The sequence below is a fragment of the Streptomyces sp. SID5910 genome (assembly GCF_009862125.1).
Taxonomy (GTDB): Bacteria; Actinomycetota; Actinomycetes; order Streptomycetales; family Streptomycetaceae; genus Streptomyces.
In genome coordinates, this window is the sequence record NZ_WWHX01000335.1 from 1 (window position 1) to 12,557 (window position 12,557).

The 12,557-nt window shown below is 74.7% G+C and carries 11 protein-coding genes, 1 pseudogene and 1 riboswitch; of the genes and pseudogenes, 6 read left to right on the forward strand and 6 right to left on the reverse strand.

The genetic code is table 11. The annotated features are described in order from the left end of the window. The 5 genes from GTW67_RS11525 to GTW67_RS11545 form a co-directional block, all read left to right on the forward strand. Positions 1 to 213, forward strand: a 213-nt coding sequence (locus GTW67_RS11525; protein WP_161164711.1) for a potassium channel family protein, incomplete at its 5' end; no start/stop codon positions are given. 120 nt (positions 214 to 333) lie between these two features. Then, positions 334 to 519, forward strand: a riboswitch (cobalamin riboswitch). 30 nt (positions 520 to 549) lie between these two features. Further along, entirely contained in the window at positions 550 to 1,245 is a 696-nt protein-coding gene (locus tag GTW67_RS11530) for an energy-coupling factor ABC transporter permease (protein WP_161163609.1), read from the forward strand. Next, entirely contained in the window at positions 1,242 to 1,592 is a 351-nt protein-coding gene (locus tag GTW67_RS11535; protein WP_161163608.1) for an energy-coupling factor ABC transporter substrate-binding protein, read from the forward strand. The genes GTW67_RS11530 and GTW67_RS11535 overlap by 4 nt, the downstream gene beginning before the upstream one ends. Then, the gene (gene cbiQ / locus GTW67_RS11540) at positions 1,593 to 2,342 is read left to right on the forward strand and encodes a cobalt ECF transporter T component CbiQ (protein WP_161163607.1); all 750 of its coding nucleotides are present in this window, start codon (positions 1,593 to 1,595) and stop codon (positions 2,340 to 2,342) included. It abuts the gene before it with no gap. Continuing rightward, a complete protein-coding gene (locus tag GTW67_RS11545) occupies positions 2,339 to 3,178 on the forward strand; it encodes an energy-coupling factor ABC transporter ATP-binding protein, CbiO family (RefSeq protein WP_161164712.1) in 840 nt (279 codons plus the stop codon). Before cbiQ ends, GTW67_RS11545 begins: the two co-directional genes overlap by 4 nt. A gap of 6 nt (positions 3,179 to 3,184) precedes the next feature. Here the strand turns inward: GTW67_RS11545 and GTW67_RS11550 are convergent, their stop codons facing one another. Further along, a complete protein-coding gene (locus GTW67_RS11550; RefSeq protein ID WP_161164713.1) occupies positions 3,185 to 4,801 on the reverse strand; it encodes an MFS transporter in 1,617 nt (538 codons plus the stop codon). Positions 4,802 to 4,908: 107 nt separating this feature from the next. Between GTW67_RS11550 and GTW67_RS11555 the strand changes: the two genes are divergently transcribed. Beyond that, positions 4,909 to 5,550, forward strand: a complete 642-nt coding sequence (locus GTW67_RS11555; protein ID WP_237518790.1) for a TetR/AcrR family transcriptional regulator — start codon at positions 4,909 to 4,911, stop codon at positions 5,548 to 5,550. Between the two features lie 174 nt (positions 5,551 to 5,724). Here GTW67_RS11555 and GTW67_RS11560 read toward each other — a convergent pair whose 3' ends face one another. The 5 genes and pseudogenes from GTW67_RS11560 to GTW67_RS11580 form a co-directional block, all read right to left on the reverse strand. Further along, positions 5,725 to 6,375: a TetR family transcriptional regulator gene (locus GTW67_RS11560; protein ID WP_161164715.1), complete on the reverse strand. Its 651-nt coding sequence runs from the start codon at positions 6,373 to 6,375 to the stop codon at positions 5,725 to 5,727. Positions 6,376 to 6,460: 85 nt separating this feature from the next. After that, complete coding sequence (locus GTW67_RS38335) at positions 6,461 to 8,011, reverse strand: TRAFAC clade GTPase domain-containing protein (protein ID WP_161164716.1); 1,551 nt, start codon at positions 8,009 to 8,011, stop codon at positions 6,461 to 6,463. Positions 8,012 to 8,017: 6 nt separating this feature from the next. Beyond that, a complete protein-coding gene (locus GTW67_RS11570) occupies positions 8,018 to 10,522 on the reverse strand; it encodes a GTPase-associated protein 1-related protein (RefSeq protein ID WP_202437112.1) in 2,505 nt (834 codons plus the stop codon). Further along, positions 10,519 to 11,709: a hypothetical protein gene (locus GTW67_RS11575; RefSeq protein ID WP_161164717.1), complete on the reverse strand. Its 1,191-nt coding sequence runs from the start codon at positions 11,707 to 11,709 to the stop codon at positions 10,519 to 10,521. The genes GTW67_RS11570 and GTW67_RS11575 overlap by 4 nt, the downstream gene beginning before the upstream one ends. Continuing rightward, positions 11,709 to 12,557 (reverse strand): annotated as a pseudogene (locus GTW67_RS11580) (hypothetical protein); the annotation flags it as partial. The gene GTW67_RS11575 and the pseudogene GTW67_RS11580, both read right to left, overlap by 1 nt.

Consider the following 12,557-nt stretch of genomic DNA (forward strand, 5'->3'; position numbering starts at 1 on the left):
GACTCGATGTACTTCACCGTCGTCACCCTCGCCACCGTCGGCTACGGCGACATCACCCCGCAGGGCCAGACCGCGCGGATCGTCGCCATCCTCCAGATCCTCTACAGCTTCGTCTTCCTCACCGCCGCCGGCACGGCACTGGGCCAGCAGCTGCGTTCCCGGGTGGGCCGGCACACCGGCGACCAGGCACCTCCCCCTCCGCCGCGGGCGTGAGGAGATCTTCGCCACGTCGCGCGAGAACGGCGCCGCCGTACGACGGCGCACCGGCGCGGAATGCCGCCGCGGCCGGCGGCCCCGCGGAAAGGCCCGCTTGTCACCACCCTCGTGGGCGCACTACTGTCGCCACGCCTTGGTGAACGGGAAATCCGGTGAAGTACCGGTGCGGCCCTCGCCACTGTGATCGGGAAGTCCGGCTCCAGCCCCTCGCGGGCAGCCACTGGGTCCTCACGGACCCGGGAAGGCGGAGTTCGGGCGGTGGTACCCGTCAGCCAGGAGACCGGCCAAGGCGCGTCGTCCATCCACGAGGTGCTGGAGAGGGTCTGCTGAGCCATGCACATAGCCGAGGGCTTTCTGCCTCCGGCGCACGCGATCGCCTGGGGTGTCGCGTCCGCGCCGTTCGTCGTCCACGGAGTACGGTCACTCACCCGTGAGGTCAGGGAACATCCCGAGAGCACGCTGCTGCTCGGGGCGTCCGGTGCCTTCACGTTCGTGCTGTCGGCCCTGAAACTGCCCTCCGTCACCGGGAGTTGTTCGCATCCCACCGGGACCGGTCTGGGCGCCATCCTGTTCCGGCCGCCCATCATGGCGGTGCTGGGCACGATCACCCTGCTCTTCCAGGCGCTGCTGCTCGCCCACGGCGGTCTGACCACGCTCGGCGCCAACGCCTTCTCGATGGCGATCGCCGGGCCCTGGGCCGGGTACGGCACCTACCGCCTGCTGCGCCGGTACGGGGCGCCGCTGATGGTCACGGTGTTCTTCGCGGCGTTCGTCGCCGACCTGTCCACGTACTGCGTCACCAGCGTGCAGCTGGCGCTGGCCTTCCCCGACCCGAGCAGCGGATTCCTGGGCGCGCTCGGCAAGTTCGGGTCCATCTTCGCCGTCACGCAGATCCCGCTCGCGGTGAGCGAGGGCCTGCTCACGGTGGTCGTGATGCGGCTGCTGGTGCAGTCCAGCAAGGGCGAGCTGACCCGGCTGGGCGTGCTGCCGGCCGCCACCGGCGCGCGCGAGGAGGCGGTCGTCCGATGAAGCGCAACACGAGGATCAACGCGCTGCTGCTGCTCGCCGTGGCCGCCCTCGCGGTGCTGCCGCTGGTGCTCGGCCTCGGCGACCACAAGGAGGAGCCGTTCGCCGGGGCCGACGCCGAGGCGGAGACGGCGATCACGGAGATCGAACCGGACTACGAGCCGTGGTTCTCGCCGCTGTACGAGCCGCCGTCCGGGGAGATCGAGTCCGCGCTGTTCGCCCTCCAGGCGGCACTCGGCGCGGGCGTGCTGGCCTACTACTTCGGGCTGCGCCGGGGCCGCAGGCAGGGCGAGGAGCGGGCGGCGGCCCGGACCGCACGGCAGGACGCGCACGTGCCCGAAGGGGACTGAGTGCTGCCGATCGACGCGGCGGCGCACAGCAGCCGGTGGCGTCACCGGCACCCCGTGGACAAGGCCGTGCTCGGGCTGGGTCTGACCGTGCTGGCGATCTCGCTGCCGCCCTGGCCGGGCGCGGCGCTGGTGCTGCTCGCGGCGCTGGTGGTGCTGCTCGGCCCGGCGGGTGTGCCCGGGCGCCGGCTGTGGCGGGCGTACCGGGTGCCGTTGGGGTTCTGTGTGACCGGCGCGCTGCCGCTGCTGGTGCGGGTCGGGGGCCCGGGCGGCTTCGTGGGCGCGGCGGACGGCGGTGCGGTGCGCGCCGGGGAGCTGCTGCTGCGTACGTCGGCGGCGTCGCTCGGGGTGCTGCTGTTCGCGTTCACCACGCCGATGTCCGACCTGCTGCCCCGGCTGGTGCGGGCCGGGGTGCCGGCGCCGGTGGTGGACGTGGCGCTGGTGACGTACCGCATGAGTTTCCTGCTGCTCGACTCCGTGCGCCGGATCCGCGAGGCGCAGGCCGCGCGGCTCGGGCACACCACCCGGGCCGCGGCGTGGCGTTCGCTCGGCGGGCTCGGCGCCACCGCGTTCGTGCGGGCCTTCGACCGGGCGACGCGGCTTCAGGCGGGCCTCGCCGGGCGCGGCTACGACGGCACGCTGCGCGTCCTGGTGCCCGAGGCCCGGGTCTCCGTGCCCTTCACGGCGGCGAGCGTCACGCTGCTGGCGGCGCTGGCCGCCCTCACCTTCGTCCTGGAAAGGCCCCTGTCGTGAACGAGCCCGCCGAACCGGCCCTGGTCGCCCTGCGGGGCGCGTCGTTCGGGTACGAGGAGGGGCCGTTGGTGCTGAGCGGCCTGGACTTCGCGGTGCGCGAGGGGCGCGCGCTGGCGCTGCTGGGCCGCAACGGCAGCGGCAAGACGACGCTGATGCGGCTGCTCAGCGGCGGACTGCGGCCGGGCGCCGGGCAGTTGACGGTGGACGGGCGGCCGGTGACGTACGACCGGGCGGGGCTGACGCGGCTGCGGACCACCGTGCAGTTGGTGGTGCAGGACCCGGACGACCAGCTGTTCGCGGCGTCCGTCGCCCAGGACGTGTCGTTCGGGCCGCTGAACCTCGGGCTGCCCGACGCGGAGGTCCGGGCCCGGGTCGAGGAGGCGCTGACCGCGCTGGACATCGCCGCGCTCGCCGACCGGCCCACGCATCTGCTGTCGTACGGGCAGCGCAAGCGGACGGCGATCGCCGGTGCGGTCGCGATGCGGCCCCGGGTGCTGATCCTCGACGAGCCGACCGCCGGGCTCGACCCGGACGGGCAGGAGCGGCTGCTCGACACCCTCGGCCGGCTGCGGGCGGGCGGCACCACGGTGGTGATGGCGACGCACGACGTGGATCTCGCCCTGCGCTGGTCCGACGACGCCGCCCTGCTCACCCCCACCGGGGTGCACACCGGCCCCACGGCGCCGACGCTGGCCCGCACCGACCTGCTCGGTCTGGCGGGGCTGCGGCTGCCGTGGGGCGTGGCGGCGGCGCGACTGCTGTGCGCCCGGGGGCTGTTGACCGACCCGGCGGAGGGTCCGCGCACGGCGGAGGACCTGGCGGCCCTGGCCGACTGAGCGGGCTCAGTCCGCGGAGTGGCTGTACTCCGCGTCCGGGGTCTTCGCCGGCTCGTCCTCGGACCGCTGCGCCGCGACGGCCCGGCGGCCGGGCAGCACCGCGAGGACGATCACGGTGCCGGCGGCCATGATGATCCCGCCGATCAGGCTGGTCGTGGCGACGCCGTGGGCGAAGGCCTCGTGGACGGCGTCGGTCAGGGCCTGGGCCTGCCGCGGTCCGGCCGACGGGTTCTTGGCGATCTGTTCGGCGACCGCGAGTCCGCCGCCGACGGAGTCCTGGGCGGTGTCCAGCGCGGCGGCCGGGAGCCGGCCCCCGGCCAGGTCGGCCAGTTCGTCGCGGTAGGCGGTGCCGAGCAGGGAGCCGAGGACGGCGATGCCGAGCGAGCCGCCGAGCTCCAGCGCGGTGTCGTTGGCGCCGCCGCCGACGCCGAGTTCGCTCTCCGGGAAGGAGCCCATGATGGTGTCGGTGGCCGGGGAGACGCTGAGGCCGATCGCGAGGCCGAGCAGCAGCATCGGGGCCAGGAAGCCCGAGTACGTCGAGCCCTTGTCGACGAGGACGAGCAGGAACACGCCGACGGTGCCGATCACCATGCCGGAGCCGACCATGGCCTTGACGCCCAGCTTCGGGGTGAGGCGCCCGGTGACGGCGGCGCCGACGAACACGGCGCCGGCCAGCGGCAGCAGCCGTACGCCGGTCTCCAGGGCGCCGTAGCCGAGGACGAACTGGAGGAACTGCGTGGAGTAGTAGATGGCGCCGTAGGTGCCGAAGAAGAAGAACAGCACGGCCAGCATCGAGCCGCTGAACGGCCGCTGGAGGAACCGGCGCACGTCCAGCATGGGCTGCGGGTGGCGCAGCTCCCAGGCGACGAAGGCCACGAGGCCGACGCCGGCGACGACGGCCGCGGTGACGGGACCGGCGCCCCAGCCGAAGTGCGGGCCCTCGATGGTCGCGTAGACCAGGCTGCCGACGGAGACGATGGAGAGCAGACCGCCGACGTAGTCGATGCGGCCCATGCCGGCCGCGCGGGACGGCGGTACGAGGAACAGCGCGCCGACGACGGCGAGGACCGCGATGGGCACGTTGACCAGGAAGGTCGAGCCCCAGGCGTGGTCGCCGAGGAGCCAGCCGGCGACCAGCGGGCCGACGGCGATGGCGAGTCCGGACGTGGCGGTCCAGGCCGTGATGGCGCGGGCCCGCTCGCTCCTCGGGAAGATCGCGACCAGCAGGGACAGCGTCGCCGGCATGACGACGGCGGCGCCGACGCCCATGACCGCCCGGGCGGCGATGACCAGCGCCGTCTCGTCGACCAGGCTGCCCATCACCGAACCGCCCGCGAAGATCACCAGACCGGTGATCAAGGCACCGCGACGGCTGTACTTGTCGCCGATCGCGCCCAGCACGAGCATCAGCGCGGCGTACGGGACGGTGTAGCCGTCGATGACCCACTGGAGGTCGCTGCTGCTCAGGCCCAGGTCGGCGGTCATCGCCGGGGCGGCCACGATCAGGGACGTGTTGGCCATGACGACGATCAGCAGGCTGAGGCACAGCACGATCAGGGCCCACCAGCGCCGTGGGTACGGCCCGGTCATCTTCTCGACGGGTGTGGTGGCCAGTAGGGGCATGGGGGCTCCCGGGTACGAGGGCGAGTTAATTGCCCATCGGTGTGCAGACTAGTCTCAGGTTAGTTTCTTGCCCACCGATGTGCAAAACACCATGGGGGTACCCGCCGATGACCACGACACGCACGCGGATCCTGCGCGCCGCCGAGCGCGAACTGGGCCGCGACCCCGACCGGGCGCTCGCCGCGATCGCCGAGGCGGCCGGGGTGGCACGCCGCACCCTGTACGGGCACTTCGCCGGACGGGAGGCGCTGATCGAGGGGCTTGTCGGGGAGGCCGCGGAGGCGGTGCGGGACGCGCTCGCCGGACCCGGCGCGCCGGACGCCGGTCCGCCGCGGGACGACCCCGCGACCGCGCTGGCCCGCTTCGTCCTCGCCCTCTGGCCGGTCGGCGACCGCTACGGCACGCTCATCGCCCTGGCCCGCCGGGACCTGGGGCCCGACCGGACGAGCGAGCGGGTGGGACACCTGCTGGCCCCGGCCCGGGACACGCTGGCCGCGATCGTCGCCCGCGGCCGACAGGAGGGCGCCTTCCAGACCGGCGTACCGGCCGGTGCACTCGGCGCGGCCGTCGAGGCACACCTACTGGCCCTCCTGGACTGCGTGCGCCGCGGCACCTGGAGCGACGACGGCACCGACGCGGCCACAGCCGCCCTCATCACGGCGGGCGTCCCCGCGAGCACGGCGAGGGAGACGGCGCGGCGTGCCCGGGACACGCAGGCGGCAACCGGCCCTGCGGGACCCCCGGCGTGAGACGTGGTCAGCCGGCGTACGGCGCCGCGCCGAGGCGCCAAGGGTCGACGGCATGTGCGGGGCGGCGGAGCGCCGGTCGGCGGCGGGGGCCTGCCGGGACGTCAGCCGGTCGGTGGTGTGGAGGGCCGCCGGGGTGTCAGGCGGTCGGCGGCGTGCCGGGTCGGGCGGTCGGGGTCAGGTGGTCGGTGGGGTGGGGAGCGTTGGGGAGACCGCGTCGACGACCGTGCGGGCGTGGTCGTGGGGTACGCCCGCCGCGATCAGGGTGGCGACCGCGGCCCGGGTGCCGTCGTCCTCCAGCGCGCCGGTGTTGACCTGCTCCAGCAGGGCCACCGTCATCGCCTCCAGCCCGGCGCTCAGCACGGCGGGCGGCAGATGCGCGGGGAAGGTGCCGTCGCGCTGGCCGCGCTCCAGGATGGCGGTCACCTCGGCGCGGGCCGGCGTGAGGATCTCGGCCACGCGCTCCGCGCCCAGGTCGTGCCGGGCCAGTGCCAGCAGCATCCGGTAGCGGTCGCCGACGGGCCACATCAGCAGCAGGAAGTACGCGAGGGCGCGCTCGGCCGGCACCTGCGGCCCGGCCCCCTCCCCGGCCGACTCCATCGTGCTCCGCAGCACCTCCGAGGCCTCCTCGGCAAGCGCCTCCAGCAGCGCCGCGCGCCCCGGGAAGTGCCCGAAGAGGGTGCGCCGTACGACGCCGGCGGCCCGCGCCAGTTCCTCCAGCGTGGTGTCCGGGTTCCGCCCCAGCTCCCGGCGGGCCGTGGCCAGGATGCGCGCCCGGTTGGAGCGCGCGTTGCGTCGCTGCGGCTCGCGGGCCACGGGCTTGGACACGGAAGAACCTCGGTGGATCAGCGGTACGGCGGGACGGCGGGGCGTCCATTCTGGCACGGAGGCCTCCCCCGGCCCCGTCACCGCCTCAGTCCCGCAGGCACCAGTCCACGAACCGGGTGATGCTGTCGTCCACGCGGGCGTCCTCGTCGGCGACCGCTGCCGTGCAGAAGTAGCGGACCTCCTGGAAGTCCAGTTCCATCGCCTGGACGAGGCTGCGCAGACCGAGGCCCTCGCAGAGCCAGGCGCGGGCGCCGTCGCTGTCGTCGAGGCGGTCGGGCACCAGGCCGTGCCCGGCCAGCAGGTCGGTCTTGCTGATGGCGACGGCCAGCCGCGAACGCTTCAGCGGCGCGCCCATCGCGGCCACCGCCTGGACCGACCGGCCGAAGACCTCCTCGGGGTCGACCGTCGAGGCGAGGGTGCGGTCGAGGAGCGGGCCCGGCGCGGGTTCCAGCGAGGTCCAGAACGCCTTCACCGACATCGGGTCGAGGACGAAGAGGAAGGTCCGCGCGGCCCGGGCGTAGCGCAGCGCGTCCGTCTCGTCTCGGTCGACGAACCGCTCGCCGGCCGTGTCGAAGAGGTGGACCAGCCGTTCGGAGCGGCCGGTGCCGAGGACGAAGGAGTGCGCCCGGGGCAGCGCCTTCTGCGTCGCCCGGGTGTGGCCCTGCATCCGCAGGACCTCGCGCAGCACCTGGTAGTTGGCGTCCGAGTCGTCGTCGGCGAGCGTGATCGCCGGCCCGCCGTCGGCCGCCGCGTTCTCCAGGGAGAGCAGCATCGCCGCCATCAACTGCGTCTTGCCGGCGGCCTGTCCGCCGATGAGCGGCAGCACCACCTCGGGCATGTGCCCGGCGTCCGCGTTCATCGGCTTCTCGCAGTGCGGATGCACGCAGTACGCCTGGAGCCGCGCGTCCCTGCTCATCAGCATCAGCAGGGTCGGCATGCGCTGCCCGCACTCGCAACGGCGCCGGAAGATGCCGTACGTCCCCGGCCGGATGTCCGCGTGCCGGCGCCGGCAGGTGTCGCGGGGGCAGTCGTACGACGGGTAGGGGACGCGTTCGAAGCAGTGCGGGCAGAGCATGCCGGTGCGCAGCCGCTTCACCCACAGCACCGCCCGGTCCACCGCCCGCAGCGTCCCGGCGACCGCCCGGGCGCCGCCCGTGAGCAGGACGAGGACGAGGGCGTGCAGGGCGAGCAGCAGGGCGAGCGGCGGCAGCGCCAGGACCGCGCCCAGGCAGAGGCCCAGGTACAGGGTCACCCCGTACGGCACCGTGAACGCCCGGTGCCGGGCCGGGGCCGTGAACTGACGCGTGGTCACGGCCCGGAAGGAGTCGCCGGCCGTCCGCACGTACGACCGCCGCTCCAGCGTGAGGAGTTGGCGCAGGTCGCGGTAGCCCGGGCCGAAGAAGTAGTTGCGGTACGCCTTCACCGCCTCGTCCTGCGGGCGGTAGGGCGCCATCGTGCGGAACTCGGGCGTGCGCCGGTACAGGACGCCGATCAGCAGGCGGACGTGGCCCCACAGGAGTTCCATCGCCAGCGCGAGGCCCCGCAGCAGCACGATGGCCGGGACGACCACCAGGTAGGCCGTGAGCGCGGCGAGGTAGAGCACGGGTATGAAGACCCAGGCGACGATCTCGTCCACCGGACGTCACCGTCCCTTCTTGTCGCTGCGGGAGCCGTCGCCCGGGCCGGCGCCCTTGTCGCGGCGGAACGGGCGCCGCACCTTTCCGACCAGCTTCTGCGTGCCGCTCCGGCGGGCCTCGGCGCACTCCCGGTAGTAGTCGGCGAGCGGCGGGTGGTGGGGGCGTACCGCCGCCTCCAGCCGCCGCACGTCGTCGGTCCGCCAGTGCCTGCCGGTGTGGCCCCGGATCAGGTGGACGAGTTCCTGCTGGGCCTGGGAGAGCCGCCCGTCGGCGGTGGGCAGCGCGGCCACGGCGGCGACGTGGCCGAGCCGGACGTCGTCGGGCCGCTCGGCGCCGGTCGCCGTCCGGCGCACGGCCGCCAGGTACTCCTCCGCGAGCCAGTGGCCGAACCCGGGCAGCTCCTCGCGCAGCCGCGGGACGTCGACGGGCAGGGCCAGCATGGCCGGCACCAGGCGGTACCGCCTCAGGGCCTGCGCCGCGGTCCAGGTGGCGGTGCCCGACACCGCGAACGCGCGGGCGAGTCGCACGGCCTCGCGTTCCGTGCGCAGGGCCTGGTCCAGGTCCAGGATGATGCGCACCCGTTCCCGTGCGGCCGGCGGCAGCCAGTGCGCGCGGCCGGGCGAGGAGAGCGCCTCGCACAGCTCCAGGCAGGCCGCGAGCCCTTCCTCGTCGTCGATCCGCTGTCCGACCGCGCGGTCCAGCCATGCGCCGACCGCCTCGTCCACCCGCCCCGCGCCGGACAGCCCGTGGACGATCCGCAGGGCCTCCCGGTGCGTCCAGGGCCGTGAGTGGCGCCACAGGCCGCGCAGCAGTTCCGCGTCGGGCGAGGTCCGGCCGCGCACCTCCAGGATCCGGAACAGGATCTCGACCGTGCGCGACGGCTCCCGTTCGGCCCGGGCCCGCCAGTGGTACTCGAGGAGCAGCGGGCGGTCCCGCAGGTCCCGCTCGCCGAGCAGTTCGGCGGGGAACTGCGCGAACAGCTGCTCCTGTCCGTCCCGTGCCTCCAGGGCCTCCTGCACCGCGTCCGCCAGCGCCTCGCGCATCCGCGGCATGCCGCCGACGAGTTCGGCCACCTCCCCGCGCAGGCCGGGGGCCTGGTCGGCGGTGCCGAGCAGCATGCGGGCCAGGACCAGCGTCTCGCGTGCGACGAGGTCGGGTGCCGGGGCGAGACGGGCGCCGAGCGCCCACAGCAGCAGCCGCACCCGCTGCCGGGCCGTGGTCGCCTCCCCCAGCAGCCGTGCCCACAGGGCGGTGGCCCGCTCGCGCTCCGCCGGGTCGGTGATCGGCACCGGCGCGGTCGCGTCCTCGGCGCCGGTCATGTACGCCCGCATCCGGGACTCGTGCAGCTTCCCCTCGATCTCCTGGTGCACGGCCGTGTCGCCGCCGGCCTTCGCGGCGTCGCTGAGCGCCGCGAGCTGCGCGTCGTCCAGGTCCCGGTGCTTGCGGTGCAGGTCGGCGGCGACGGCGGCGCGGCGCGGGCCCAGGTGGCCGGCGCCGGCCAGCCAGCCGATCACCGCCCGGACGTCGGCGCCGGTGAGCGCGATGCCGCCCGAGGCCGCCGCCGCGGCGACCGGTGCGTGCCAGTCGTCCGGGGTCTCCTCGCCGCCGTGGGTGTAGTCCGCCGTCCAGGACCAGACGGGCCGGACGGAGCCGACGCCGATCCGGGTCAGCAGCGGCACCAGGGCGGGGACGGCCACCCGCGGGAAGCGGCCGCGGGAGAAGTCGAAGACGGTGTAGGCGGCCTCGTCGTCCGTCCCGAAGTCGAGCCGCGCCTCGGGCACCGTGCCGATCAGGTGCAGCCGGCTGCGGGCGGGCCGGAAGACGTAGGTGGCGAACGACAGCCGGCGGGCGAGCGGTGGCGGCAGCAGGTAGGACACGGCGGCGAACCAGTGCGCGATCCGGTCGGTCGAGTCGTCGACGACCACCACCGAGCCGTGGTCGGTGAGCGCGGCGAACACGGCGGCCAGCAGCTCCGGCAGCCGCTCCGCGTGCGGGTGGGCGCGGACGAAGCCGTGGACGGCGCGGGCGCCGAGCGGGCCGCGCGGGGGCTTCGCGAGCACCGGGATCTCGGTGTCCGGGGACGCGGAGCGGGTCCACACCGGCGACTCCCACAGCTCGATCCCGAGCATCCCGCCGCCGGCCGCGGGGAAGTCGTCGCTGTGCAGGGCGTGGGCGAAGTAGTTGCCGAAGCGGCGGGCGGAGTCCCGGCCCACGTAGCGCACGCACAGCGCGGTGGCGGTGCGGCCCTGCGGGTCGTAGGGCCGGTAGCAGAGGTTGACCGGGCAGCGGGCGAGCAGTTCCGGGGTGTCCGACTCCACCAGGGAGCGCGGCGGTTCGTAGCCGGCGAGGGCTTCCACGGCGTGCCGGGTCTCGGCGCTGACGCCCGCGCTGACGGCGTTGAACTGGAAGCCGGAGAAGCCGCTGAGGCCGTGCTCGCAGGAGGTGTAGTAGAGCTGCTGGAAGTGGGCCCGTGGGCCGGGTGGCCGCCCGGGCGCCTCCGGGCCGGTCATCCGCGTCCCGCCTTCGGCACCGAGCCGAACTCGGAGAGCAGCCACAGCAGCGGGTCGGCCACCCGGTAGGGCTGGATGCCGGTGGGGGCGACGCGGGCCTCGGGGGTGGGGTTGCGGCCGAGGGCGGAGACGCCGAAGTAGCGGTAGCGGCTGTAGTGGTTGTCGAGGAGCTGGTCGATCTGGACGCCGTCCCAGTCCTTGAGGAGCCGGCGCACCTCCTCGTGGACGCTGAGGCTGTCACCGACGTCGAACCGGCCGCCCGGCGGGGCGTAGTCGCGCAGCGGGCTGCCGGCGTCCAGCTGGTGCCAGAAGGCGTCCATCTTGGAGAAGACCACCGCGATCGGCGTGTCGATCTTCTGCGCGGACCGGCCGCCGCGCGGGGCGAGGAGCAGGCCGGTGACCCGGGACAGCACGTTGACGGGCGCGTCGAGCCCTTCGGTGCCCGGCAGCGGTGTGCCCGGCAGGGCGCCGGCCCGGGCGTCGGACATCTGGAGCGGGTCGAGGAGCAGGATGATGCCGTCGGCGCCGGTGAGGTAGCGGGTGTTGAGCTCGACGCTCTCCCGGGAGCTGAAGTCCTCCCCGGCCGTGTCGAAGAAGGACAGGACGGTGTGCTGGGGGCGTTCGCCGAGGAGGGTGCGCCGGCCCAGGCTGAAGCGGAAGACCAGCGGGTCGACCCGGTTGAGGTTGGTGGAGGCGGTCTGGGTGCCGGGGAACATCTGGTTGTCGCGGTAGAGGCGGTCCTCGTAGTCGGAGCTGTAGCGGCGCATCGTCGCGTCGTCCAGGCCCATCAGGGCGGCGCCGAACGCCTCGCCGACCCTGTTCCTCATCTCGTGCAGCAGCACCGTCATGTAGACGGTCTTGCCGGACGCCTTGGCGCCGACCATGGCGATCAGGCGGTTGTCCACCCGGCCGAACTGGACGGGGAGTTCGGAGTGGCACACCGGGCAGATCCGGTACGTGGTCTCGCCGTCGCAGTCGGGGCACACGGCCGTGGGCTTGCGGCCGTCGGCGGTGAAGTCCGGTCCGAGGTCGTGGCTCGGGCGCGGGCCCCGGCGTTCGTCGAGCACCTGGTCGCGGCGGCGTGCGCACTGCTTCCCGGTGCGGCTGAGGCGGCTGTTGCAGCGGAAGCGGATCTCGCGGGGCGCGAAGTGCTCGTAGCAGTAGGGGCAGGTGAGTTGTTTGGCCATCACGTCACTCGCAGTCTGTGCAGCGCCGTCGGGCGGATGTCGACGGGCGTGTCGGTGGCGGCGTCCGCCGGGAAGCAGACCAGCCAGGAGGGGCCCCGGGTGGCGGGCAGCGGGAACTCCACGGTCAGCGGGGCCCCGGCGGGCAGGCGTTGCGCGGGCACCTCGTGCAGCACGGTGCCCTCGGCGGTACTGGTGGGCCGGAACCGGCCGAGGCTGTGGACGATGCGCAGCGCGGGCAGGTCGCAGCCGGTGGCGGAGGTGAAGGCGACGGAGGCGACCCGGCCCTTGAGGCGCCGGCGCACGCTCGGCTCGTACTCCACGACGGGTGCCTCGGCGGCGACGAGGAGGGAGGAGGCGCCCTCGCAGTCGGTGCCGGGCGCGGCGACCAGGGCCTCGACGGTGAGGGTGACCGCGCCCCGGCCGACGGCCAGGTCGAGGCCGCCGTCGTGCTCGTAGACGCGGCGCCGGCAGAGCAGTTCGCCCTCCCTCGGGACGCCGCCGCGCGGCCCGGCGCCGCCGGGGCCCGGCTCGCGGCGCCAGCGGACGCGGGCGCTGAGGGCGCCGTCGGGCCAGGCCCACAGGACGAGGAGGTGGTCGCCTCGGCGCAGCGCCTGGAGCTGTCCGACGGGGACGGCGAGCTGGTCCCGGGGATCGGCGGCGGGCTCGGCGGGGGCGGCTGTGTTCGGGGCGTCTGAAGTGGCCGGGGCTTCCGGGGTGTGGGTGGTGTGCGGGGCCGGTGGCGGCTCGGAGGCCGGCGGGGGCGGTTCCGGGGCCCGGCGGGGGCCGGGGACGGTGGCGGTGGGGGGTTCGGGTGCGGGCCCGGTGTCCGGGGCCGGCCGCCGCGGCGG